This window comes from Rhizobium sp. CG5, from assembly GCF_023701945.1.
In the GTDB taxonomy this organism is placed as follows: domain Bacteria; phylum Pseudomonadota; class Alphaproteobacteria; order Rhizobiales; family Rhizobiaceae; genus Allorhizobium.
This window is the reverse complement of record NZ_JABAEF010000020.1, coordinates 1-24,488: the sequence shown is the minus strand read 5'-3', so window position 1 is coordinate 24,488 and position 24,488 is coordinate 1. Positions and strand designations below refer to the sequence as shown.

Below are 24,488 nucleotides of genomic sequence, written 5' to 3'. Positions count from 1 at the left end.
ATGCCGATCTATTCCTGGCAAGGTGAAGGCGATCACCGAACAAGCCGAAGCCGATAGTGTCCTTCGTGACATGTTCGCGCCTGATCTCAACATCGAAAGGTGGAGATCAAGGCGCGGAATTCTCATTGAGTTTGTGTGCCGGCGACCTTTTGGTGTGCTATCCCTTTAGGGACATTCGACGAATTTATTGCCTGGATTTTCTGTATGCTTTGCGATCTCGCCCACTCCTTTCCGCCGAAAGTTGCCGAACTGCTCGAAAGGGATCGCGGCCTGAAGCGAAACTTTCGCGAAGAGAGTGTGACCGATCTCCTGATGGCCAGCCTGATCGGCCTTGAGCCGTTTGGGATACGTGTGGATTTTCCTGACGAGCCGAGCACCGGTGGTGATATGGACTGGATCTTCGCCGCTCCACACGACATCGGGGGCGGACGGTATCTACGAATCATTCTGCAGGCGAAGCGTGCTCAGTTCGCGAAGGCGAAAGGTGGATACTGGTATTACCACCATCTTGACCACGACAAAGGCAAGCAAGCCCAGACGCTGATGGCTTTCTCCGGCAGCGCGCCAGGGGGCATTTCAACGCTTCCGCTTTACATTTTCTATCATCCGACTTCAGCTCTATTGGCGAAGTCGGCTACCAAGCCAGCGATCGAGGGCATCAACCTTGTGTTTGCCCATCAGATCGCACCCGTAGTTGCCGGAGGCTGCAAACGGGACCGGAAGATGGTTGATATCTGGCGCGGCTCATTCATGCCGCTCTCCGACATTCTATGTTGGCCGTTCGTGCACCTTCCAAGGGCGATCAGCCCGTCTCCGCCGGGGACTATTGGGTTTCAGATCAACGGCGGACCACGGCGCGTTCTTCCCATCGCACCTGCCTTTCATCCAGATGTTGTCGCCGCACGTCTTGAGCGGCGTTTCGAAAACCTCAGGGAAAAGGGTCCGATCATCGACATTTCTGCGCTTTCCATAACCGCGACCGACAACATCCCGAACGACATAAGGCGGGCTATCGACGGTGAAGTGACAAGTGCGGACCGCAAGGAGATTTCCCGACCGCGGGTGATTTTCTCGACGACAATGACCCGCGACCACCCATCAGTCATCCGTGCCGTTAGCAGAAGCGGCAACTAGGTTTTGGAGCGGCAAAGTGAAACATTCCCGTGAGATCGGTGGGCGGACGCTATTCCGACCGCTCATACTTTATGATTCAAGCAGTTGGTTCTTTAGGAAGGTGGTGACGCTAGATGAGGTCGTCGTTGATTCGGCGGTTACGCGCTAACCCACATGGACAGTGACGTCATAGCCAAGAGAACGAAGCGCCTTGCTGGTACGCCCGTTGCGAGGCGGGTATTTGTCCGGCAGAGCCCAGCCTACAATTTCGCCGAGAGCGCTAACCCCAATCAGTTCAATTTTCCTCTTCGGGTCAACGATCGCATTCCAAAGTCGGATAGGTACATCCTCAATGCGGCCGTCGTGAAGAATGTAGGATAAAGTTTCCAACGCGGAGACACCCCCGCGATTTGGCGCCCGGTAGATATGCCTTGCCAAAGCGTCGACCTTCTCCGGAATGTCATAGGGGCGATCGCCTTTAAGCCCGACGAGGCGGTTTGGAGCTCTGCGTGCAAACTCTCGCGTCGCATGAATTTTGCCCAGCACCTCAACGAACTCGTCCTCTGTTAGACGCGCAAGACGGTCTACAGCAAAAGCTTGTCGCAGCGCTGGAGCCGTCTTGTTGAGCATTCGATTTTCATCCGAACTGTCAGGCCGTTTTTGCCACCATCGTATCGCGGTCTCTACCGCGGTATCTGGATCAGATTTATGTCTGCCAAAATGCGTTTCGAAATCCGCCCTCCGACCGTCAAATGTGTTCTGATAATAGTGAGCATGGAGAAACTGGTCGGCATGCGCCCCTAAGGGCGCGGTCGGGCTCACCCAGGATGGTCTGTTGCCATCGACGGAAATTTTTACCGAAATGTCTCGTATGATCTGGAGAGTGCTGTGCCATTCGTCCAAAAACGCTTGTTTTCGCTTTTCTCCAGCAGACTTTGTGCTTGATCGCGCTAACCCCGGGAAATGAGGAACAAGGGTAGTCGCGGTGAATGCGTCATCGGCGGTTCTTTGAGCGATCTTGCGCCGGGTCAACTCTTTGTTTCGGGCAGACAACAGATCAAACAACTCTTGTGTCAGGGGCGCGGCATGCGCTTCGATTTCGGTGAAAAACTGTTCGAGCTGGAGATCATGGCCGCCGTCGACCAGCTCGTCCTCTGTCAGAAAAACGCCCGCCTCTACGTTATTCCACCAGGCGCTTTGGGTTAGGTTCGCAGATCCTATGTATGCCCCGAAGCCGCGCCACCATATCACCTTCGGGTGAAATTGGCGCACAAGCTTGCAGGTGTATCGCCCCGATCTGCGGGTAAGAAATCGCTCTAGGATTGGAATGCTCACGGGAACCTGCTCATCGAAGCGTCCCCAAAACCGCAGAGGTAGTTTGTTTTCCCAACACCAATCGAAGAGAAGATCATTTTCAGTGGCGTAAGCGACCGCCGCGTCAACTCGTTCGGTATCTTTGTCGGCATTTAACAGGATGTTGCGCAGATAGTTGCCGTTGATGCCGTTCAAAAGCAATTCCAAGCGATTTCTCCCTCAAGGCTCCTTTTATGGTCTACTCGATTCGAGATAGTCGGGTCAAAGCAAGCCAAACCCGTTCTTTTTCGCAGGCTCGTCTATGACGGTCGCGCGCCGGTTGCAGTTGCCCAGTCCAAGATATTGATGGGATACCGGCTGGATCAGACTATACTGCCACCTCCGCCTTTCGCTGCCTTTGTCTCAACCGCTTTACGTAGGCGCTGTCGACCGTATCGTCGACGCCAAGGTCGAGAGCGCAATTTGCGAGTGACGCCAGTGCTCCGTCGCTGATCTTAAATCTGTCGGGATGAAGCCCTGTTGGGCAGCACCGTTATCGTCCATCGCAGCAAAGAGCGCCCTGAAGTAGTCTGCGAGAGACGGCCTGCTCGCGATTGTGCCTACAGCTGTCAGCCTATCCGAAGCTTGGGACACGGCGGTGCTGGCGTCATGTGAAAGAACTCGTGCAAACTCGCCAAGCGTGGGCCAGTATTTTAAGTCAAACTGACCGCTCAAAACTGAAAATTCCGATTTAACGAATGAGTTGAAGCGGTAATTCGAGGCCGCGGCCTCGATGATAACATCGCAAACATCATAGTGCGTGTCGCTGTGAAACTGTGATTTGTTGTGAAGCTCCGAGCGTTGGTCAAGCAGCGTCGCGAGCTCACTTGCCTTAGCAGAGATCGCGGCATTTACGGCGTTCAACCTTTCCCTTCCACGGCGAGCGTCTTCGAGTTTCTCAGGGCTCCAAAAAGCGCTCGTGTACAAAATTGCTTTGAGGAAACTCTCCAACGCATTGGTGTGTGGGCCGAGCTTTTTGACAACTTCAGCATAGGCGTTCACGAGTTCCAGGCGCCTGGCCAGCATTCGGTGGGCGATGAGGCATTCGCTCGGTAAGATCTGGTGCTCCGTGTTGTACCTGATTTCCGCATGCAGGATTGCTTCGCATGTATCGGTCGGGTTCGCGTGTCGCATTTGTTTGCCTTCGGTGTTGCTGCGTTCCGACTCACAATACCGCACCTCGGAAATCCACACGGTACCCGATCTCTAAAAAGTCTTGGAGGGTTCCGGTACCCGATCGATTGTCTGCCCTGACATGCTAGCCAATCGCATGACAGCGAGTGCTTCGGCCTGTTCCGAAAGGATCTGTCGGTGAGTCCATGGCTATCGGCGGAACTGGCGGGTCGCTATGAGCGACGCCGCATGGACAGAAGACATATACGGAGCGTTTTCGCCGGGGGTAGTCGGTCCCGCCTTCCGCGTTGCGGCGCGATGCTAAGGCTCCTGCGGCTACCCGTATTCCGGCGAGACCGCGTCGAGAATTCCCGCTTTCCCGCCCGTTCCGCTCGGCGCTATGCTGAAGCTCCGATGCTCTTCTTTTTTGTCGAGCTCTGTTCCAACTTTGCGCGAGGCAGCAGAACTAATCGTCCCGTCTGCTTGGTGGCAATGCCGATGGATCTAAATCGACAAGCCGCCTATTGCCACTCGCACCATTTGTCGGACAACAAATTTCCAGGCAGCTGTATTTGTATCATTGCCACGTTGCAGCGCTGGTGGTTTCGCAACCCTCCGTTTTGGATCGCATGAAGCCGGGGAAATTGTGATTAAATGAGTCGGCGGAATCACTTAACCGAAACCTGCCTAGACTTCTGATTCGCTTCATGATTTGGCCGACAGCGCTTTAGCGGAGCCTAAAAAACCTTCCGAAGATCAGCTTGACTCTTTCAAGAGAGCGGAACAAAAGAGGAACGTCAACAATTTTCAGGGACATGAAGTCTGTGCAACGCGAGCCCGGGAGGTCCGTGAACGATGTCGCGCGCCTACAATCCTCGGGTCATCGAGGAACTCAGAGACCGTATCGCCCACCTTGAGGGGAGTGCGGCAAAAAAGGCCATTGTGCTACCCTTCGGGGTTCGCGAGATGGATGAGCGCCTGCCAGGTGGCGGCCTGCCTTATGGTGCTCTGCATGAGATTGCGGGTGGCGGCGCTGGTACGGTGGACGGAGCGGCGGCTGCATTGTTTGCCGCCGGCATTGCCGCGCGCTCGAAAGGCAAGGTCCTTTGGTGCCTGACGAGGCCTGATCTCTTCTTCCCCGCTATCGCCCAGGCAGGACTACATCCCGACCGTGTGATCTTTTGCGAAGGCGATAAGGAGGAGGATGTGCTGGCGTCCATGGAAGAGGGGCTTTCCTTCGGTGGATTGGCGGCGGTGGTCGGGGAACTTGTTCGATTGCCGATGGTGGCATCCCGGCGGCTGCAACTGGCTGCCGAGAAAACCGGAACCATGGGGCTCGTTGTCCGCAGATGGCGGCGGCAGACGGAGGCATCGGATTTCGGCAATCCGACCGCCTCGACGACACGATGGAGGGTGAGCGTGCTTGCCTCGGAGGCGTTGCCAGTCGCGGGCGTTGGCCGCCCGAGGTGGCTGGCTGAATTGATGCGCGTGAAAGCAGGCGAGTGTGCCGAGTTCGAATTAGGAGCCTGTGATGCCAAGGGTCGTCTGTGTCTACTTCCCCACTCTGCCAACAGACCGGATACGTCGGCATGGAGAGGGAACCGTGCCAGATGATCAGCCTCTTGTCGTCATTTCGAAATCTGGTTCGAAGCGTTGGGTCTCGGCTGCCGACACTGCCGCGCGCAAACTTGGCCTCAAACTCGGCATGCCCGCGAGCAAAGCCCAGGCCGTCATTGCCAATCTGACGATGATCGATGCAGATCCTGCCGCTGACGCGGCTGCGCTCGAACGGCTGGCGCTGTGGGCGCTGCGGCAACACAGCCCCGTCGTTGCGGTCGACGGCACGGACGGTATCGTCATGGACACCGAAGGCGCCGATCATCTTCAGGGCGGCGAAGGCCTGCTGATTTCCGGGCTGGTCAACGGCTTGAGAGGGCGGGGCCTCACCGCGCGGGCTGCCGTTGCCGATACCTGGGGCGCTGCGCATGCGATTACTCGAATGACCTCGGCGGAGACGACCGTCGTGCCGGCTGGCGGCGTTGCGAAAGCGGTCACTGACCTACCCATCCACTGTCTACGGCTTGCCCCAGACACGATCCACGGTTTGCGGGTGATGGGCGTCGAGACGGTCGGTGAACTCTCTGCAATGCCGCGCGCACCGTTGACGCTGAGATACGGCCCGGAGGTCGGTCGGCGGCTGGACCAACTGTTCGGGCGGATGGCAGAACCCATCGAGCCTCTGCGGACCCCGGAACTGGTCGAGGCGGCCAAGAACTTTCAGGAGCCGATCGGCGCCGCGGAGACCATCGCCAAATATGTGCGCCGACTGGTTGGCGAGCTGACCTCCAAGCTCGAGACACGCGGTCTCGGCGTCAGACGTACCGATCTCGTCATCCACCGCGTCGACAACACGCAGCAGTGCATTCGAGCCGGTCTGGCCAAACCGGTCAGGGATCCCGCTCGGCTGTCAAAGCTGCTTTGCGACCGCATCGAAAAGATCGACCCAGGCTTCGGGATCGAACGGCTCGTCCTTGTTGCCTTGATCGTCGAGCCATTGGAAGAGCGACAGGTTGTATCCTCCCTCATCGAGGAGCGGGTGGTCGATGTCACGCCACTCGTCGATATTCTCGGCAACCGCGGTCAGCGTCTATACCGGGTCACGCCGGTCGCCTCCGACGTGCCCGAACGGTCAGTGATGCGCATCGGTCCGACGGCCGACGAAACCGGGGCGACATGGGCCGCGAAATGGCCACGGCCATCGCGGCTGCTGGCGAACCCGGAACGGATCGATGTGACCGCTTTGCTCCCCGACCAGCCGCCTGCGGTCTTCACCTGGCGCGGCAAGCGCCGGCGTGTGAAGCGCGCTGACGGGCCCGAGCGTATCTTTGGCGAATGGTGGGTTCGCCCGAGAGAGCACGCCGCCGTAAGGGACTACTTCCTCGTCGAGGATGAGGCCGGTGAACGCTATTGGGTCTACCGTGCCGGCGACGGCGTGGATGCCGACACGGGCTCGCACTTGTGGTTTCTGCACGGGGTGTTCGGATGAGATATGCCGAACTGCAGGTCACCACACATTTCTCGTTCCTCCGCGGCGCCAGTTCGGCCGCGGAACTGTTTGCCACCGCGGCGGCTCAAGGCATCGACGCCTTGGGCGTTGTCGATCGCAACTCGCTGGCCGGCATCGTCCGCGCCTGGGAGGCGGCCAAGACCACCGGCGTGAGACTGGTGGTCGGCTGTCGTCTCGATCTTTCCGACGGCATGTCGATCCTGGTCTACCCGACCGACCGATCTGCCTATTCGAGATTGACTCGCTTGCTTTCGCTCGGCAAGAGCCGGGGAGGCAAGGGCAAGTGCATCCTCGATCTCTCCGATGTAGAAGCCTATAGCGGCGGACTGATTGCGATCCTTATCCCTGATGAGGCTGACGAGACCACTGCCGGCCAGCTCCGGAAGCTCTCTGCGATCTTCGGAGACAGGGCCTACGTTTCGCTCTGCCTGCGCCGTCGCCCCAACGATCGCCTGCGGCTCCATAACCTGTCGAACATGGCCTCCCGCCACAAGGTCAAAACGGTCGTCACCAATGACGTCCTGTTTCACGATCCCGGTCGCCGGCAGCTGCAGGACATCGTCACCTGCATCCGCAACCGCACCACCATCGACAGCGTCGGCTTCGATCGCGAGCGGCATGCCGATCGATTCTTAAAAGCACCGGAGGAGATGCATCGGCTGTTTTCGGAATATCCGGAGGCGCTGGCGCGAACGCGAGAAATTGTCGACCGTTGTCGGTTCGACATGAGCGAGCTCCAATATCAGTATCCAGAAGAGGCTCTTGTGCCTGGGCTTGACGCGCAGCAGTCGCTGACGAAGTTCGCCTGGGAAGGGGCTGCCACTCGATACCCAGAGGGGATCCCGGACAAGGTCCGCAAGGCGATCCTGCACGAACTCGAACTTATCCGGGTGATGAAATACGCACCGTATTTTCTCACCGTCTACAGCATCGTCCGGTTTGCCCGGTCGCAGGGAATTCTCTGCCAGGGGCGGGGGTCGGCGGCGAACTCTGCCGTCTGCTACTGCCTCGGTATCACCAGCATCAATCCCGAAACGGGTGACCTGCTTTTCGAGCGTTTCGTGTCGATGGAACGCGATGAGCCGCCGGATATCGACGTCGATTTCGAGCACGCCCGGCGCGAGGAGGTCATCCAGTGGATATACGAGACCTACGGCCGCTCACGTTCGGCGCTTTGCTCCACCGTGACACGCTACCGCGCCAAGGGCGCGCTGCGTGATGTCGGCAAGGCCCTCGGACTGCCTGAAGATCTGATCACCCAGCTTTCCTCCGGTGTCTGGGGCTGGTCGGAAGGGGTCGGTGAAAAACAGCTCAAAGAAAACAACATGAACACCGCCGACTACCGCCTGAAGCTGGCACTGGACCTTAGCGCCCAGCTGATGGGCGCGCCCCGCCATCTTGGCCAGCATCCGGGCGGTTTCGTTCTGACGCAGGACAGGTTGGATGATCTGGTGCCAATCGAACCGGCATCGATGAAAGATCGTCAGGTGGTGGAATGGGACAAGGACGATATCGAGGCCCTCAAATTCATGAAGGTCGACGTGCTGGCACTTGGGATGCTGACCTGCATGGCGAAATCCTTCGAGCTGCTGCGCGACCACAAGGACATTCCCATGGGCCTTTCCGATGTCGAGCAGGAGGACCCGGCCACCTACGCCATGATCCGCAAGGCCGATACGCTCGGCACGTTCCAGATCGAAAGCCGCGCCCAGATGGCAATGCTGCCGCGCCTGAAACCTCGAACCTTTTATGATCTCGTCGTGCAGGTGGCCATCGTCCGGCCCGGACCCATCCAGGGCGACATGGTGCATCCGTATCTAAGGCGGCGCGAGGGCAAGGAGAAGGTCGAGTATCCGACGCCCGAGCTTGAAGCGGTGCTCGGTAAGACGCTCGGCGTCCCGCTGTTTCAGGAAAGTGCGATGAAGGTCGCGATGACCTGCGCGGGATTTACCGCGGGAGAAGCCGATCAGTTGCGGCGTGCGATGGCGACGTTCAAGTTCACGGGCGGGGTGTCGAAGTTCAAGGACAAGCTCGTCGAAGGCATGGTCAAGAACGGCTACACCCGCGAATTTGCCGAGAAGACCTTTACCCAGCTCGAAGGGTTCGGCTCCTATGGCTTTCCGGAAAGCCATGCCGCCAGCTTTGCGCTGATCGCCTATGCCTCCAGCTGGATGAAATGCCACCATCCCGACGTCTTCTGCGCGTCCCTACTCAATAGCCAACCGATGGGTTTCTACAGCGTCGCCCAGATCGTCCAGGATGCACGGAACCACGGCGTGGAAGTCCGGCCGGTTTGCGTCAACCGCTCCCGCTGGGACTGCACCATGGAACGGATCGGCAATTCAGACCGCTTTGCTGTTCGTCTCGGCATGCGTGTTGTCAAGGGATTGTCCACCAACGACGCCGCACGCATCATCCTGGCGCGAGCCGAACAGCCATTCGTATCGGCCGATGACATGTGGCGGCGTTCCGGCGTATCGCCATCGTCGCTGGTTAAGCTTGCGGAGGCAGACGCTTTCCTGCCGTCGCTGCAACTGGAGCGGCGCCAGGCACTCTGGGATATCAAGGCGCTCAGGGATGAACCCCTGGGGCTTTGGGCGGCCGCCGCTGAGCGCGAAGCCAAGGTGATCGCCGAGATGCAGGAGCCAGAAGTGGCGCTGAAATCGATGACGGAGGGCAGGGAAGTCGTCGAGGACTACTCACACACGGGCCTCACCTTGCGGGCGCACCCGTTGTCGTTTCTCCGAAAAGACCTCGACCGAAAAGGTATCGTCACCTGCGCCGAGGCGATGGGACAACGGGACGGGAAGTGGCTTTGGACTGCCGGTCTTGTTCTCGTGCGACAGCGGCCGGGATCGGCAAAGGGTGTGATGTTCCTCACGCTGGAAGACGAGTCTGGCATCGTCAACGCCGTCGTCTGGCCATCGCTGTTCGAGCGCCAGCGGCGGATCCTGATGACAGCGAGCATGATGGCCATCAATGGCCGTATCCAGCGGGAAGGCGAGGTCGTTCACCTCGTTGCCCAGCGCCTGTTCGATTTCTCCGCCGACCTGTCGAGCGTTGGTAATCGGGACGGCGACTTCCCGCTTCCGCACGGTCGCGGCGACCAGGTCAAGCACGGAGGGGGCCCCGATCCACGGGACAATCCCAAACCCGTCGTGCAGGCGCGCGAGATCTATATTCCCGACCTTCATATCGATAATCTGAAGATCAAATCCAGAAACTTCCACTGAGGAGACCGGTGTGTCGCGTCTGTATGCAGTCACCAAAAGCCAGGAGGAGATTGTCGCCCATTTCGCGGTCGACATCGCGCCGGCGCTTGAGGTGCCGAGCGAAACCATCGAAGGCACCCCAGGACTGATCGTCCTTGAGAAGGACGGATTGCGGCTGTTGAAGTCGGTCCCATGGGGATTTCCGCGACAGACACGCGACATGAGGCGTGAAGGCGAGCCACCGAGCCGCATCGGCCTCGTTGCCGATCTCACCAATCCGCTCTGGGACCGCATCGTCGTCGACCCCAAATACCGCTGTCTGATCCCACTCACCCATTTCGCCAACCCCGACGGTGTCAAAGGGGAGAAAACCAGATCATGGTTCTCGAAGAACCGGCAGCCTTTGATGGCCTGGGCGGGGTTCTGCAAGAACACTCCAGACTTCGGCCCGGTGTTCGCCGGCATGACCATGACCGCAAACGAGAAGATCAGGCCCTTCAACGACCGAATGCCCGTTTTGCTAAAGTCGGAAGAATTAGAGCGCTGGCTTCACGGTTCGATCGAAGATGTCATCGCCTTCCAGTTTCGCGATCCGCCGTCTTCCGATGATTTCGAAATCCTGCATAGCCGCGACCGCTGGCAAAGCGGCGTTGCACCCTCCAAGGCTTCACCCCGTCGGGACAACATGCTTATGTAGCCAAGGTTTCGTGTTGAAAGGTCTGCCATATGTGCAACTTGTACACCGTCCGTCTTTCCGCCGCGGAAGTGGCCGCACACTTCCGCGTGCCAAACCCGATGCAATCGAACGCTCCCGAGGAAGTCTATCCGGGCACGCCCGGGATGGTGGTAACGGAGAATGAAGGCGTTCGCGAGCTTCGCTCAATGGTATGGGGTTTTCCCTTGCGCCTGAAAGGCATGAAGCCGGAAGCCAAGCCAAAGCCGGTCAATAACATCGCTGACCTGTCAAAAGGCATGTGGATCAGCTTGGCGCGCAAACCGCAGTGGCGTTGCCTGATCCCTGTGACGGGTTTTGCTGAAGCCGAGGGGGAGAAGGGCAGGATGACCCGCACCTGGTTTGCCCTGAAGGACCAGCCGGTCTTCGCCTGGGCAGGGCTGTGGCGGATCAGCGACGAGTGGGGTCCGGTCTATTCCGGCGTCATGACGGATGCCAATGAGGCGATCCAACCCGTGCACAACCGGATGCCTGTTCTGTTACAGCCCGATGAGTACGAACAATGGCTGCACGGTACTTTCGATGATGCGCTGGCATTCCAAAAACGGACATTTCCGCCTGAGTTGGTGACGATGGAGCGGACCAGCGAGCTGTGGGCGAAAAAGAAGGCTGCACCCGAAGCACCGCTGCTGCTTTGACGCCAGCCTATTTTCAGAGGTTAGCGAACCACTCGGCATAGGGCGTGTTCTTCGCCATATGCTGGTTATAATCCGGTGCGCCATCTTCCCACCAGGGCGCACCGCGCTCGCCGAGAGCAACCTTGGCATCATCGACCAGATGTCGGGCCTTTGCCATCGCATCGGGGTCGCCCTTGGCGTCGCGAACAGCCCTTCTTGCGGACATCAAATCCTTGACCAGTCTATTCCGTGTGGCTTCGTCAAGCGCGGGATCGCTCTTGCGCCACAAACGCCCGCGGACGACGAAATATCGCCCATCAGACGTCTGAGGATATCGGTCCGACATTCTCCTAGCGCCCGCCTTTGATCGCCCGGTCTAACATTCGCTCTGTTTCCAGATTGGATGCCAGCGAAAGCATGTGGCAGTCGGCAATATCCACCAGTGCGCCAGCGACTTCGGTCTCTCCCCAACCGGCCATCACCGCTTGCTCGGTCAACTGTCTGAATGCGTCGGCAATTGCTTCCTGACAGTTCAGAAAGTGATCGGGATGCTCGGAAAGGGTTCTCGGACCGGGAATGTACTCCATTCCTAATGTAATAGAGTCGGCTGAGACCGGTTCAAGGCCCGTTCGCACCAATCTGAAACTTTTCGACGTCTTGTGGGTTTCCGCTGCGCAAACTTTGGGAGATCATCATGTCGAAGCGCGAACTCATCGATACGGGAACCGATAAACGCTACGTCCGTCGTGACGAAGACGGTAAGTTCAAGGAATCCGTCGACGTCGGCCGATCGCTCTCGGCTGACAAGCGCCACCAGGCGAAGAGCGATGCCAAGCCCGGGGAGGGCGACAAGGGCGACCACAAGTCCAAGTGAAAATCGCCACCTACAACGTCAATGGCGTAAACGGTCGACTCGAGGTCCTGCTTCGTTGGCTGGACGAGGCGAAGCCGGACGTTGTCGTTCTGCAGGAGCTGAAGGCGCCGGATGCGAAGTTTCCCGCGAAAGCTATCGAAGCCGCTGGTTATGGTGCGGTCTGGCATGGCCAGAAATCCTGGAATGGCGTCGCCATCCTGGCGCGAGGAAAGGAGCCGCACCTGACGCGCAAAGGTCTTCCGGGGGATCCGGAGGACGAGCAGAGCCGCTTTATCGAAGCCATCGTGGACGGCGTTGTGATCGGCGGGCTCTATCTCCCAAACGGCAATCCCTATCCTGGCCCGAAGTTCGACTACAAGCTCCGTTGGTTTCAGCGTCTACACGACTATGCCGCCGAGCTGCTGGAGCTTGAAGTGCCCGTGGTCCTGGTCGGTGATTATAACGTCATGCCGACGGAGTTGGATGTCTACAAACCGGAGCGTTGGACGGACGATGCGCTGTTCCGCAGGGAGGTGCGCGACGCCTTCCGAAACCTTGTTGCCCAGGGCTGGACTGATGCGCTGCGCGAAATGCATCCCGGAAAACGCATCTACACGTTCTGGGACTATTTCCGGAATGCCTACGGACGCGACGCGGGTTTGAGGCTCGACCATTTCCTGCTCAGTCCCGACCTTGCCGAGCGACTGAAAGAAGCTGAGGTCGACAAGCATGTTCGCGGCTGGGAGCACACTAGCGATCACGCGCCGGTGTGGATTGAGCTATCCGACAAACAGATCAAACGGAGGAAACGAAATGAGCAATGACTGGCGCGACGAATTTAGAAGCGGTTTGGCGAACCTGGTCGATCAAGCGGTCGTTTCCGGAGCCAAGCAAGCCGATGTCTTTAAAGCCATGATCGAGGAAATCGAGCGTTTGCGGATTGCGAATGAACGTGATCCCGATCCTGCGGACGATGTGTCGGAAGGTGCGATTGAGGAGCCGGCAAACGACTGGCCAGCAGCAGCTAATTAAGTCGGCACCCGTCGCCTTGCTAGCTTGTCGTTCAGTCTTGACACGCAACAAGGTTTTATCCATCGCCGCCCTAGGATCCCAATATTTGAAAATCCCTGACCAGAGGTTCTACCAACACAACTACTATCCTTCAGCCATTTGGGTCTAATTAAATACAGGCTCTCGACTACGTCAGGACCCCTATCTATGCTTGTAATCTGTTGCCGCGCCACCTGATCCAAGAAGGGGACATTACGCCATGACGCCGACGACAGGGGATCTCGTGTTTGCATGTATCGGCCCGATGACAGACGCCATCTCTGCAGTGACGCGCGGTTACCGCGGAGCGTTGTTGAACCATGTCGGCATTGCCGTGGAGAATGAGAAAGGCCTTTTTGTGCTGGAAGCCTTTCCACCCGAAGTGCGGGTAACGAATTGGGAAGTCTACGCGCGCCGGACGCAGGTAACCGCCGGCATTTCCGACCGCCGTTATATGGTTGGACGGCTTCGGGCGCCGTACCGAGGGCTGATCCCCGGTGCCATCCAATACGGCTTGAAACAGAGGGACGTCCCCTATGATCGGCTCTATTCGACAGATCAACAGGCCTTGTATTGCAGCGAATTGATCGTCGATATGTTTGCCAAAGCTAACGGTGATGCTCCATTTTTCATGGAACGGCCGATGAGTTTTCGTGATCCTGCGACGGGAGAAATCCTGCGTGCTTGGACGGAATACTATCAATATTTTGGAATGGATGTACCCGATGGCGAGACGGGTTCAAATCCCGCCGATTTAAGCTCCGACACGCGTCTCGAAATCATCTCGGTCGTGGGCTCAATCCCTGGTCTGAGCTGAATCCGGCCGATAAGGCACAGTACGATTTGGTCGGCACGACGCGCCCAAGGCCGTGCTCTTGAGCAGTTTCCCATCTCCCCTTCGTACCAGAAATCACGGCCTGGCTAAGCCGGCGAATGTCGTCCGGTGAGATCCTATACCAATCCGTTCCGACCAATGGTGTTGCCAAACCCAGCTCTTTTGTCTGGCATCCCTAATCCAGTCCCGTCCTTGGACGGTCAACCCACAGGGGGTTCGCAGCTCCTGCGACCTCTATGGCTGCGCCGCCGAGGTGACCGCGGCCGGGCCCGGATCAACCGGGCGCCATCGAGCGGGGATTGGCCCCGCCACCGGATGGAGCCTCACATGTCGGATCTCAGCCTTGCACAAAACCACGCACTCGATCTTGCCCGGACCCTGATGGTCCCGGTCACCCTCTTCGAAATCGATGGCGAGATCGGCGTCATGCCTTCCGCCGAGTATGACGGCGATGAAGACGCCATCATCAATGAATATGATCCCTTTGCATACGGATCGGCTCATTGAGCCGATCACCCCTTCGGGGGAAGGCGTGCCGCTTGCGCTGTTGCGCGCGCAAGGGAGGCTTCGCCGCGATCTTTCCCGGCAGATCTGCACATTGCGAACCGCGCCCTTGCGCGCTTCCATCTTCGCGGCCTGGGCGCTGCCAGTCCGAAAAGTCAGGAAAGCAGAGGAAGCGAAATGAATAAGAATGACATTGAGGAATTGCGAGCCCGGGTGGGCTGCGCAGCCGTCCTTGAGCATGACGGCTTCGCGATAGACAGGAAAGAGAGCACGCGCCGGGCGGTCAAATTCCGGCGCGACGACGACATCGTCATTGTAATCCACGGCGACAGGGGCTGGTTCGACGCTCGTTCGGATGCCAAGGGCGATGTTTTCGCGCTCGCAAGCTATCTCCATGGGATCGGCTTTGCCGAGGCCCTGGCGGTGGTCGGCGATCTGGTCGCGTTTCAGCCAACCGCAGCGACCTGGAAGAAACCCTTCAGTCAGAAGCAGACGGTGGCTTCGGTCGCCGACCGCTGGAACCATAGAAAGCGGCCGTGGCGAGCATCGGCGACATGGAGGTATCTTCGACAGAACCGGGCGCTGCCATGGCGGGTCATCTCTGCGGCGATCGACGCGGACGTTCTTCGGGAAGGCCCATATGGCTCGATGTGGGCAAAACATGTCGATGAGGCTGGCGCCGTCATCGGCTGGGAAGAGCGCGGTCCGGACTGGCGCGGGTTTTCCACCGGTGGCGCCAAGGCGCTCTTCCGGTTTGGAAAGGTGGATGCCCGTCGGATCTGTGTGACGGAGGCGGCGATCGATGCGCTCAGCCTGGCCGCGATCGAGCAGACGCGATCTGACACGCTCTATGTCAGCACCGGTGGCGGCTGGTCGCCGCTGACCGCTCAGGCGTTGGAGATCTTGGCTTCCGGGGAAGGGGGGTGGCTTGTGGCCGCAACCGACAACAATGTTCAGGGTGAGGTCTTTGCCGATCGTCTGCGCCAGATGGCAGATCGCACCGGTTGCGATTTCTCGCGGGTGAGGCCGGAATCGGAGGATTGGAATGAGGAATTGAAGGAGAGGAGGGAGAGAGGAGAGCTGCCGCATACGCGGCCAGCGCATCAAGGGTTAAGCTGCCGCCCGCCTGACGGCGGCCCTTGACCCGCTGCCCGCGAGGCGCCGGCTGAGGAGGGGTGATCAAAGGACTGAAAGAAGAGGTCGATCAGGCTTCGCTTCAGCCGCAACCCCGAAGGAGCAGCCGATGTTCGTTTCCCCCGCTATCCGCAAGGTATTTGAAGGTGTGGCCAGCCGCCACGAAATGTACGCCCTGTTCAATCGCCATAGCCAGTCGCCGTTCAACGATGACAGGATGAACGGCACGCGATATGTCGGCGAGTGGTTTGAGATATCCGAAGCCGACCACGACCACATGTTCGAGATCCTCCCTCCGCTGTTTTACCGTGGCGACATGTTCGCCATGCGCGAGTTTCTGGCCGCCAGCGTGACCAGCGTGTTCTTTGCGCTGACGATCGATGATCGGTCCCGATGGTTTCACGGCTATTGCGACCTCGGCGATCGCCAGTCGCCCGACCGGATGCGGTCCGAGATCATCGCCCGCGAATCCCGTCCGGTGCGTGCCATGAACCGACAGGAAAAGCTCGATCATATCTGGAGCGCGACCGGTCCCGATTTTCGTGGTTATGCCGACGCACGCTTTCCGGCCGACTTGCGCAATCGCCAGATCGTGCTCGTCTATCCCTCCGCTCAGGGCAAAATCTGGAAGCTGCTCGACGATCTGACCGAAGAGGAGATCGCCGCAAAACTGCCGGTGCAGTTCCGTCTACTTCCAGAAACCATCGCTGCCTGACGGCAGTCTTTACGTCCAAACCTCCACCATCCGCATCCTGGCAACACCCGCACTTGACGGCGAGTGTGTCTCGGCGCGCCCACTTACAGGAGTTTTCCAATGGCGCATGACGATCCTTTCACCATCGACCTGTTCGGAAATACAGCTCTCGCATCCGGTTTCGATCTCGGTGTGCCGGGTTTCGCAGCAGACTTCGCGACCGATATCGACCCCCGGCCCTTGACGCCGGCACCAGCCGCTCCGGTCCGCAAAGAACCGAAGCCCACAACGCAGATACGGGAGAAGGTCGATTTTCGGCTGGTGGGTTCTCGCGGTCTCGCAAAATCTTGGCGCGACCGTGCGCGTGACAATATCGCCGCCATCCTGCTGGCGAACGAGATCGAGCGCCAGGGCCTGCCGGCTCGTCCTGACCAGCAGGCCAGATTGATCAAGTTCACCGGCTTCGGCGCCTCTGATCTGGCCAACGGCATATTCCGGCGTCCGGGCGACGAGGCATTTTGCAAAGGTTGGGAGGAGCTCGGCGGCAATCTCGAAAGTGCCGTTGCGCCGGGTGATTACGCATCGCTTGCGCGCTGCACCCAATATGCCCACTTCACGCCGGAGTTTATCGTTCGTGCCATCTGGTCGGGCCTGGTCCGCATGGGGTTCGATGGTGGACGGATCCTGGAGCCGGGTATCGGCACGGGGATGTTTCCGGCGCTGATGCCGGATGCTCTCTCCAAGGTGAGCCATGTCACCGGTATCGAGCTTGATCCCGTCACCGCCCGTATCGTCCGGCTGCTCCAGCCACGCGCGAAAATCATCACAGGTGATTTCTCGCGCTCGGACCTGCCCGATCATTTCGATCTCGCGATCGGCAATCCCCCGTTCTCGGATCGATCGGTGAAGAGCGATCCGGCTTTCCGCAATCTCGGCTTCCGGCTGCATGACTATTTCATCGCCAAGTCCATCCACCGGCTGAAGCCTGGCGGGCTTGCCGCCTATGTGACCTCGTCCGGCACAATGGACAAGGCCGATGCCCGCGCCCGTGAACACATTGCCGGCATGGCCAATCTCGTTGGCGCAATCCGCCTGCCCGAAGGTAGCTTTCGGCCTGACGCCGGCACGGATGTCGTTGTCGATATACTCTTCTTTCGGAAGCGCCGGGCAGACGAGCCGGCTGGAGACGACAGCTGGCTCGATCTCGCGGATGTTCAGGCCGATATCAAGGGCGGTTGCGTCCGTGTTAACAGGTGGTTCGTCGATCATCCCGACATGGTGCTGGGCCGCCATGCGATCACCTCAGGTCCATTCGGCGAGACCTATACCTGCCTCCCTCCGGATGAAGATCTTGAAACGATCCTGAACGCGGCCATCGGACGCCTTCCTGCAAGCATCTACGACGGCGAGGCCACGCCGATAGATTTTGAACTTGAGGACGAAGTCGCGGAAGCCATGGCAGAGCGCCCGTATGATCCAAAAGTTCGCGAAGGCAGCCATTTCATCGGCAAGGCCACGGCGCTGATGCAGGTGGTGGACGGGGTTGCTCTCCCGGTCGAGCTCAGGAAGGGCCGCAGCAGCGACGGCATCTTCGCCAAGCACGCCCTGATCATCCGCAAGCTGATCCCGATCCGCGACGCGGTCCGGCTCATCCTCAAGCTTCAGGAGCGCGACCAGCCCTGGCAAAAGGCGCAGGTCGCGCTGCGCATCGCCTGGTCCAGTTTCGTGCGCGAGTTCGGTCCGATCAACTTCACCTCCGTCTCGACATCGGAGGATCCGGAAACCGGTGAAGTCAGGGAAAGCCATCGCCGGCCGAACCTCGCGCCGTTCCTCGACGATCCCGATTGCTGGCTGGTCGCCTCGATCGAAGACTATGATCTGGAGAGCAACACCGCCAAACCCGGTCCGATCTTTACTGAACGGGTGATCGCCCCGCCGCCCGCGCCCTTGATCACCTCGGCATCAGATGCGCTCGCGGTTGTTCTGAACGAACGCGGCCATGTCGATCCCGATCATATCGCCGAGCTGCTGCATCGTGACGTGGAAGGTGTGATCGATGAGTTGGGTGAATCCATCTTCCGCGATCCGTCCAATGGCTCCTGGCAGATGGCCGATGCCTATCTGTCCGGCGCAGTCCGCTCGAAGCTCACTGTTGCTCGCGCCGCCGCCGAACTCGATCCCGCCTTCGCCGGTAATGTCGCAGCGCTTGAGCGGGTGCAGCCTGCCGACCTCCGGCCCTCGGACATCACCGCACGCCTTGGGGCGCCGTGGATCCCGGCCGATGATGTCGTCGCCTTCGTCAAAAAGATGATGGAGACCGACATCTCCATTCATCATCTGCCGGAACTGGCGACCTGGACGGTCAATGCGCGGCAACTGGAATGGTCGGCCGCTGGCACCACGGAATGGGGCACGCATCGCCGCCACGCCGGACAGCTTCTGTCGGACGCCCTCAACTCGTCCGTGCCGCAGATCTTCGACACCGTCCGCGACGGCGAGACCGAGCGACGGGTGCTCAACACCGTTGAGACCGAAGCCGCCAAGGAAAAGCTCGCCAAGATCAAGACGGCCTTCCAGTCGTGGATCTGGTCCGATCCGGATCGCACCGACCGGCTGGCGCGCGTCTATAACGACACTTTCAACAACATCGCGCCGCGAACCTTCAACGGCGATCATCTCCAACTACCGGGCGCCTCAGGCGCCTTTTCTCTTTATGGGCATCAGAAACGCGGCATCTGGCGGGTTATTTCGGCTGGTAGCACCTATCTTGCCCACGCGGTCGGCGCCGGCAAGACGCTGACCATGGCGGCCGCCATCATGGAGCAGCGGCGGCTGGGTCTGATCAACAAGGCGATGCTGGTCGTGCCCGGCCATTGCCTGGCACAGGCCGCCCGCGAGTTTCTCGCTCTCTATCCAAATGCCCGCATCCTGGTTGCCGACGAGACCAACTTCATCAGGGAGAAGCGCCACCGCTTCCTGTCGCGGGCAGCGACCGCCAACTGGGATGCCATCATCATCACCCATTCGGCATTCCGCTTCATCTCCGTGCCATCGGCGTTCGAGGCACAGATGATCCAGGATGAACTGGAGCTTTACGAGGAGCTCCTGGTCAAGGTCGAGCGCGACGACCGTCTGTCGCGCAAGCGCATCGAGCGCATGAAGGAGGGCCACAAGGAACGGCTCGAATCCCTCGCCACCCGCAAGGACGATTTGCTCACCATCTCCGAGCTTGGCATCGACCAGATCATCGTCGACGAGGCGCAGGAGTTCCGCAAGCTATCCTTCGCCACCAATATGTCGACGCTGCGCGGTGTCGATCCGAATGGCTCGCAGCGCGCCTGGGACCTGCTCGTCAAATCCCGCTTCATCGAGACGAGGAACCCGGGCAGGGCGCTGGTGCTGGCGTCGGGCACGCCGATCACCAACACACTCGGCGAGATGTTCTCCGTTCAGCGGATGATGGGCCCAGTGGCATTGTCGGAACGTGGTCTGCACGAGTTTGACGCCTGGGCCTCGACCTTCGGCGATACCTCGACCGAACTCGAATTGCAGCCGTCGGGCAAATACAAGCCGGTCACGCGCTTCAGCCAGTTCGTCAACGTGCCGGAACTGATTGCCATGTTCCGATCTTTCGCCGATGTCGTGCTGCCGGTCGATCTGAAAACATATGTGAAAGTGCCGGAGGTCTCCGGCGGCAAGCGCCAGATCGTCACCGCCGAGCCGACGGCCGCTTTCAAGTCCTACCAGAAACAGCTGGACGCGCGGATCAAGGCCATCGAGATGCGCGATGGCCCGGCCAAGCCCGGCGATGACATCCTGCTGTCGGTCATCACCGACGGACGTCACGCCGCGATCGATCTGCGCCTCGTCGATCAGGCGATGGGCAACGAGGCTGCCAACAAGCTGAACGCGCTTGTCACCAATGCTCACCGGATCTGGCAGGAAACGGGAGAGGCGGAGTATCGTCGCAAGGACGGCAAGCCGTTCGACCGGCCGGGCGCCGGCCAGCTCATCTTCTCCGATCTCGGCACGATCAATGTCGAGGCGACGCGCGGTTTTTCCGCATACCGATGGATCCGCGATGAGCTCGTCCGCCTTGGCGTGCCAGCTTCCGAAATCGCCTTTATGCAGGATTACAAGAAGTCGGATGCCAAGCAGCGGCTGTTCAACGATTTCAATGGTGGCAAGGTTCGCGTGCTGATCGGCTCGTCCGAGACGATGGGCACCGGGGTCAATGTCCAGGCGCGGCTCAAAGCTCTGCATCATCTCGACGTGCCGTGGCTCCCGTCGCAAATCGAGCAACGCGAGGGCCGTATTATCCGCCAGGGTAACCAGCACGACGAGGTTGACGTCTTTGCCTACGCAACGCTCGGCAGCCTCGATGCCACAATGTGGCAGAACAATGAGCGCAAGGCCCGCTTCATCGCGGCGGCACTGTCCGGCGACACCAGCGTCCGCCGGCTGGAGGACATGGGCGAGGGACAGGCCAACCAGTTCGCCATGGCCAAGGCCATCGCATCCGGCGACGAACGCCTCATGCAGAAGGCGGGACTGGAGGCCGAGATCGCCCGCCTCGATCGCCTGCGCGCCGCCCATATCGACGACCAGCATGCTATCCGGCGCCAGATCCGCGACGCCGAACGGGATATCGAGTTTTCCAACCGCCGGATCGCGGATGTGGGCAACGACATCGACCGTTTGGTTCCGACCGCGGGCGACGCATTCTCGATACAGGTCGGAAGCGAAGATTTCGATGAACGCAAACTGGCTGGACGCGCGCTGATGAAGGAAATCCTGACCCTGGTTCAGCTACAGCAGGAGAAAGAGGTGATCATCGCCACCATCGGCGGTTTCGATCTCGCCTATCATGGCGAGCGTTTCGGCAAGGACGGTTATCGCTACGACACGCTGCTTCAACGAACAGGTGGCGACCACGAGATCGACCTGGCTGTAACAACGACGCCGATCGGGGCCATCTCCCGGCTCGAGCATGCTCTCGGCGGGTTTGAACATGAGCGTGAGAGCCATCGCAATCGGCTCATCGATGCGAAACGGCGTCTTGCCTCCTATACGCCGCGTCTGGGTGACAGCTTCTCATTCGAAGCCGAACTCGAACTCAAGCTGGGCCAGTTGGACGAGATCGAAAGGGATCTGGCGGCAACCGCCGATGAACCAGAGGATGATCGCCAGGAAGCCGCGTAAACAGCGGCATAACCACCGTCACTTGAAACAGGGTCGGACGGTATACATCTATCGGTCATCACCCGTTTCGATGGTTTCCTGCAGTGGCGATTGCCGCGCGTTCGAAACTGTCCGGGTTGGAAGGGCGCTCCCCGAAAGGGTCGAGCGCCCTTCCGTTTTTGGCACGTTCGGGCGCTACTCGCTGAGTTTGTAGATCGCCGCGTTGTCTTGCAGTTCCCGCAGGCCCTTGTACGAGGCATGCCGCAATTTGCCATCGTCGGTCCAGGCGCGGTATTCGATCTCGGCAATCACTGTCGGTTGAACGAAGACGACGCCCTTCTTATCAACCGCAACCGGAGCACGCCTGGTCTTCAGCGTGTCCAGCATCCGGCGCAGTTCCATTGCCTCTTTCTCTTTGAAGCCAGTCCCGACCGACCCGACATAGACGAACGCGTCGCCCTGATATGCCGCGAGCAGCAGGCTGCCGATCCCGCCGCGTGCTAGAGCGGACGGCTCGTATCCGACAATCATAAAGCTTTCGCTCTGGATGCATTTGATCTTCAGCCAATCGCCAAGCCGGCCCGAGCGGTAGGCACTGTCGCGGTGCTTGGCGATGATGCCCTCTAAGCCGTGCTCGCGCGCGGCCGCGAGAAGTGTCACGCCATCCGCTTCGACCTCCTGCGAGACGCGGATCGCGCCTTCGCTTTCGCCAATCAGGTCTTCCAGCAGGTGACGACGTCCGGACAACTCCATCTTCGTCAGGTGATGCCCGTCGAAATACAACAGGTCGAAAGCGTAGAGGATGGCATCGTCTGACGCTTGTCTGCCTCCGCGTCCGCCCAGTGACCGTTGCAGCGCCCCAAAATCCGAGCGCCCCTCTGCATCGAGCACGACGGCTTCCCCATCGAGAATGGCAGTTCCCACGCCAAGCTTGCGCGCCGCGGCGGCGATTGCCGGAAACCTGTCGGTCCAATCATGACCGCCACGTGTGATGATCCGCACCGAATTCGGTTCGATGTGGACCGCCACGCGATAGCCGTCCCATTTGATTTCATAGATCCAGTCCGGTCCAGACGGCGGCTTTGCCTTCAACAGCGCCAGGCACGGTTCGATGCGATCTGGCATCGGGTCGAAGGGAAGCTGCGGCTGCGCCGGATCGCGTCGTTTGCGCGGTCGTGAGCGGATCGGGAGATCCGTCTCCCGCAAAAGCGGCTGGGATTTTTTGCGCGGCGGCTTTGTCATGACCGGAGTTCAGCAGCAATTGCTTAAAATCGTGTGACATCGCTCGGAAATGGAAAGGAGGACGACGAGAGAGGGGGGGAACGAGGTGAAGGAAACCGGTTCGCAAGGACGGTCCGACGGCTGCCGGTTCCCTCAATCGCGCCGGTCGCCGAGACCGGGCCAGCTTGCTTCGCAAGGCAGGTGTGCCTCGCTCCTCCGCAAGCCAGGTCTGCTCCGGCGCAATTGCAGCCGCCGGCCCGTCCTGCGGCTCGGGAGATGTCTTCGAAAAGAAGATGAGGAGGCAAGGACAGTCCGTCCGCCCGAAGCTCAAGAGGTAATTCCCATGCAGTTGATTACAGCCGATCCGCGCAGCCTGAAGGACAATCCCGACCGCTCCCGCCAATCTAAATCCTCGCCCCAGTCCGACGCGTTGCTCTGCGCATCGATCAGGGCCATCGGCGTCGTTCAGCCACCCATCGTCAAACTCGATCCAGAGGGCGGAAACAGCTATATCATCGTCTTCGGTCACCGCCGCGCGGCCCAGGCAATTGCCGCGGATCTCTTGGAAATCCCGCTGCTGCTGGCTGATCCCTCAGACGATCTCGGCGCCATGCAGTCCTTTGCCGAGAACATCGCCCGCGAACCGTTGAACCCTGTCGACCAGTGGCGCGCCATCGAACGGCTGGTGGCTCTTGGATGGACCGAGGAGTCGATCGCCATGGCGCTGGCACTCCCCAGCCGGCAGATCAGAAAGCTGCGGCTGCTGGCCAATATCCTGCCCGCCATGCTCGACCAGATGGCGCGGGGCGACATGCCGAACGAGCAGCAGTTGCGCACGATCGCCGCCGCCGGCCAGGACGAGCAGGCCGAGGTCTGGAAGAAGTACAAGCCGAAGAAGCAGGACCCGCAGGTCTCGTGGTGGGAGGTTGCCCGGGCGCTGACCACGACCCGGATGCTCGCCAAACATGCAAGCTTCGGTGATGATCTGGCGCAGGCTTACGGCATCACCTGGGTTGAGGACCTATTTGCACCGGCCGACGAGGACAGCCGCTATACGACAGATGTCGAGGCATTCCTCGGCGCCCAGCAGGAGTGGCTCTCCAACAACCTGCCGAAGCGCGGCTCGATCGTCGAGGCCAATGAATACGGTCAGGCAAAACTGCCGGCCAAGGCACAACAGGTCTACGGCAAGGCCGGAAAGGGCGACCTGACCGGCTGGTACATCAATGCGCGCGACGGGTCGGTCCAGTCCGTTGCCTACCGCATGCCCGAGGTGAAGAAGCCCCAGCTGGTCAAGGACGCCGATGGCGTCGAGACTGACGTCGAGGAAGTCGAGGCACCGAAGGCGCGGCCCGACGTGACCCAGAAGGGCCTCGACATGATCGGCGATCTTCGCACCGATTCTCTGCACGAGGCGCTCGCCCGTGCGCCGATCGGGGACGATACGCTGATGGCTTTGCTCATTCTCGCCTTCACCGGCACCAATGTCAGCATCGCCAGCGGTGCATCGGACAATCCCTATGGTCATGCGAAATGCGGCCCGCATGCTGCCCGGTTGATCGGCGAGGACGGCAAGCTGTCCTTCGATCGCGAGACGCTGGTGCAGGCTGCGCGCTCGGTGCTCATCGAAGTCCTGTCTCTGCGGCGCAATCGCTCCGATAGCGGACTGATCGCCCGTATTGCCGGCGACGCTGTCGGTGCTGACGAGTTCCTGCCCAATATGGGCACAGAGGAATTCCTCTCATGCCTGTCGCGCACTGCGCTGGAAGCTGCGGCGGAAACGGCGGGCGTGCCCGGTCGGATCAAGG

The 24,488-nt window shown here is 59.8% G+C and carries 20 protein-coding genes; 15 read left to right on the top strand and 5 right to left on the bottom strand.

Annotation, left to right across the window (positions count from 1 at the left end):
- Positions 1 to 204 precede the first annotated feature (204 nt).
- Positions 205 to 1,134 carry a DUF6615 family protein gene (locus HGO38_RS25175; RefSeq protein ID WP_250958569.1) on the top strand — a complete coding sequence of 310 codons (930 nt, stop codon included), beginning with the start codon at positions 205 to 207 and terminating at the stop codon, positions 1,132 to 1,134.
- 144 nt (positions 1,135 to 1,278) lie between these two features.
- Here the strand turns inward: HGO38_RS25175 and HGO38_RS25170 are convergent, their stop codons facing one another.
- Entirely contained in the window at positions 1,279 to 2,634 is a 1,356-nt protein-coding gene (locus HGO38_RS25170; protein WP_250958568.1) for an anti-phage END nuclease, read from the bottom strand.
- 204 nt (positions 2,635 to 2,838) lie between these two features.
- A complete protein-coding gene (locus HGO38_RS25165) occupies positions 2,839 to 3,660 on the bottom strand; it encodes a hypothetical protein (RefSeq protein ID WP_250958567.1) in 822 nt (273 codons plus the stop codon).
- A gap of 774 nt (positions 3,661 to 4,434) precedes the next feature.
- Between HGO38_RS25165 and HGO38_RS25160 the strand changes: the two genes are divergently transcribed.
- The 5 genes from HGO38_RS25160 to HGO38_RS25140 are packed head-to-tail and all read left to right on the top strand — an operon-like array spanning position 4,435 to position 11,229.
- Positions 4,435 to 5,193, top strand: a complete 759-nt coding sequence (locus tag HGO38_RS25160; RefSeq protein WP_250958566.1) for an ImuA family protein — start codon at positions 4,435 to 4,437, stop codon at positions 5,191 to 5,193.
- Entirely contained in the window at positions 5,111 to 6,625 is a 1,515-nt protein-coding gene (locus HGO38_RS25155) for a Y-family DNA polymerase (RefSeq protein ID WP_250958565.1), read from the top strand. The genes HGO38_RS25160 and HGO38_RS25155 overlap by 83 nt, the downstream gene beginning before the upstream one ends.
- On the top strand, positions 6,622 to 9,879 hold the full coding sequence (locus HGO38_RS25150; RefSeq protein WP_110807957.1) for an error-prone DNA polymerase: 3,258 nt from the start codon (positions 6,622 to 6,624) through the stop codon (positions 9,877 to 9,879). The genes HGO38_RS25155 and HGO38_RS25150 overlap by 4 nt, the downstream gene beginning before the upstream one ends.
- A 10-nt stretch (positions 9,880 to 9,889) precedes the next feature.
- On the top strand, positions 9,890 to 10,555 hold the full coding sequence (locus HGO38_RS25145) for an SOS response-associated peptidase family protein (RefSeq protein ID WP_250958564.1): 666 nt from the start codon (positions 9,890 to 9,892) through the stop codon (positions 10,553 to 10,555).
- Positions 10,556 to 10,584: 29 nt separating this feature from the next.
- Complete coding sequence (locus HGO38_RS25140) at positions 10,585 to 11,229, top strand: SOS response-associated peptidase (RefSeq protein ID WP_110807959.1); 645 nt, start codon at positions 10,585 to 10,587, stop codon at positions 11,227 to 11,229.
- A 13-nt stretch (positions 11,230 to 11,242) separates the two neighbouring features.
- Here the strand turns inward: HGO38_RS25140 and HGO38_RS31180 are convergent, their stop codons facing one another.
- Positions 11,243 to 11,434, bottom strand: coding sequence for a hypothetical protein (locus tag HGO38_RS31180; RefSeq protein ID WP_352230510.1), 192 nt, complete (start codon positions 11,432 to 11,434; stop codon positions 11,243 to 11,245).
- A 124-nt stretch (positions 11,435 to 11,558) separates the two neighbouring features.
- Positions 11,559 to 11,795, bottom strand: coding sequence for a hypothetical protein (locus HGO38_RS25130; RefSeq protein WP_110807961.1), 237 nt, complete (start codon positions 11,793 to 11,795; stop codon positions 11,559 to 11,561).
- Positions 11,796 to 11,902: 107 nt separating this feature from the next.
- Here HGO38_RS25130 and HGO38_RS25125 point away from each other — a divergent pair, with 107 nt between their 5' ends.
- The 8 genes from HGO38_RS25125 (at position 11,903) to HGO38_RS25090 (ending at position 21,480) form a co-directional block, all read left to right on the top strand.
- Positions 11,903 to 12,082: a hypothetical protein gene (locus HGO38_RS25125; RefSeq protein ID WP_006310245.1), complete on the top strand. Its 180-nt coding sequence runs from the start codon at positions 11,903 to 11,905 to the stop codon at positions 12,080 to 12,082.
- On the top strand, positions 12,079 to 12,885 hold the full coding sequence (gene xth, locus HGO38_RS25120) for an exodeoxyribonuclease III (RefSeq protein ID WP_250958563.1): 807 nt from the start codon (positions 12,079 to 12,081) through the stop codon (positions 12,883 to 12,885). Before HGO38_RS25125 ends, xth begins: the two co-directional genes overlap by 4 nt.
- Entirely contained in the window at positions 12,875 to 13,093 is a 219-nt protein-coding gene (locus HGO38_RS25115) for a hypothetical protein (protein ID WP_110807963.1), read from the top strand. The genes xth and HGO38_RS25115 overlap by 11 nt, the downstream gene beginning before the upstream one ends.
- Positions 13,094 to 13,331: 238 nt before the next feature.
- Complete coding sequence (locus HGO38_RS25110) at positions 13,332 to 13,928, top strand: YiiX/YebB-like N1pC/P60 family cysteine hydrolase (RefSeq protein WP_110807964.1); 597 nt, start codon at positions 13,332 to 13,334, stop codon at positions 13,926 to 13,928.
- Positions 13,929 to 14,273: 345 nt separating this feature from the next.
- Positions 14,274 to 14,453 carry a hypothetical protein gene (locus HGO38_RS25105; RefSeq protein ID WP_020046815.1) on the top strand — a complete coding sequence of 60 codons (180 nt, stop codon included), beginning with the start codon at positions 14,274 to 14,276 and terminating at the stop codon, positions 14,451 to 14,453.
- Positions 14,454 to 14,627: 174 nt separating this feature from the next.
- Positions 14,628 to 15,593, top strand: coding sequence for a DUF3991 and toprim domain-containing protein (locus tag HGO38_RS25100; protein ID WP_250958562.1), 966 nt, complete (start codon positions 14,628 to 14,630; stop codon positions 15,591 to 15,593).
- Between the two features lie 100 nt (positions 15,594 to 15,693).
- Positions 15,694 to 16,299, top strand: a complete 606-nt coding sequence (locus HGO38_RS25095; RefSeq protein WP_250958561.1) for a DUF1419 domain-containing protein — start codon at positions 15,694 to 15,696, stop codon at positions 16,297 to 16,299.
- 99 nt (positions 16,300 to 16,398) lie between these two features.
- Complete coding sequence (locus HGO38_RS25090; RefSeq protein WP_250958560.1) at positions 16,399 to 21,480, top strand: helicase-like domain-containing protein; 5,082 nt, start codon at positions 16,399 to 16,401, stop codon at positions 21,478 to 21,480.
- A gap of 174 nt (positions 21,481 to 21,654) precedes the next feature.
- On the opposite strand, the gene ligD is transcribed toward HGO38_RS25090, so the two are convergent.
- Complete coding sequence (gene ligD / locus HGO38_RS25085) at positions 21,655 to 22,701, bottom strand: non-homologous end-joining DNA ligase (RefSeq protein WP_250958559.1); 1,047 nt, start codon at positions 22,699 to 22,701, stop codon at positions 21,655 to 21,657.
- 322 nt (positions 22,702 to 23,023) lie between these two features.
- On the opposite strand from ligD, the gene HGO38_RS25080 reads away from it, so the two are divergent.
- The coding region (locus tag HGO38_RS25080; protein ID WP_250958558.1) for a ParB/RepB/Spo0J family partition protein at positions 23,024 to 24,488 on the top strand (1,465 nt) is incomplete at its 3' end.

Excerpts from the sequence above, each read along its gene's own strand:
- HGO38_RS25155 (WP_250958565.1), top strand. The coding sequence starts at position 5,111 with ATGCCAAGGGTCGTCTGTGTCTACTTCCCCACTCTGCCAACAGACCGG.
- HGO38_RS25125 (WP_006310245.1), top strand. The coding sequence starts at position 11,903 with ATGTCGAAGCGCGAACTCATCGATACGGGAACCGATAAACGCTACGTC.
- HGO38_RS25150 (WP_110807957.1), top strand. The coding sequence starts at position 6,622 with ATGAGATATGCCGAACTGCAGGTCACCACACATTTCTCGTTCCTCCGC.
- HGO38_RS25115 (WP_110807963.1), top strand. The coding sequence starts at position 12,875 with ATGAGCAATGACTGGCGCGACGAATTTAGAAGCGGTTTGGCGAACCTG.
- HGO38_RS25105 (WP_020046815.1), top strand. The coding sequence starts at position 14,274 with ATGTCGGATCTCAGCCTTGCACAAAACCACGCACTCGATCTTGCCCGG.
- HGO38_RS31180 (WP_352230510.1), bottom strand. The coding sequence starts at position 11,434 with ATGTCCGCAAGAAGGGCTGTTCGCGACGCCAAGGGCGACCCCGATGCG.
- HGO38_RS25100 (WP_250958562.1), top strand. The coding sequence starts at position 14,628 with ATGAATAAGAATGACATTGAGGAATTGCGAGCCCGGGTGGGCTGCGCA.
- HGO38_RS25140 (WP_110807959.1), top strand. The coding sequence starts at position 10,585 with ATGTGCAACTTGTACACCGTCCGTCTTTCCGCCGCGGAAGTGGCCGCA.
- HGO38_RS25090 (WP_250958560.1), top strand. The coding sequence starts at position 16,399 with ATGGCGCATGACGATCCTTTCACCATCGACCTGTTCGGAAATACAGCT.
- HGO38_RS25175 (WP_250958569.1), top strand. The coding sequence starts at position 205 with ATGCTTTGCGATCTCGCCCACTCCTTTCCGCCGAAAGTTGCCGAACTG.
- HGO38_RS25095 (WP_250958561.1), top strand. The coding sequence starts at position 15,694 with ATGTTCGTTTCCCCCGCTATCCGCAAGGTATTTGAAGGTGTGGCCAGC.
- HGO38_RS25160 (WP_250958566.1), top strand. The coding sequence starts at position 4,435 with ATGTCGCGCGCCTACAATCCTCGGGTCATCGAGGAACTCAGAGACCGT.
- HGO38_RS25130 (WP_110807961.1), bottom strand. The coding sequence starts at position 11,795 with ATGGAGTACATTCCCGGTCCGAGAACCCTTTCCGAGCATCCCGATCAC.
- HGO38_RS25110 (WP_110807964.1), top strand. The coding sequence starts at position 13,332 with ATGACGCCGACGACAGGGGATCTCGTGTTTGCATGTATCGGCCCGATG.
- ligD (WP_250958559.1), bottom strand. The coding sequence starts at position 22,701 with ATGACAAAGCCGCCGCGCAAAAAATCCCAGCCGCTTTTGCGGGAGACG.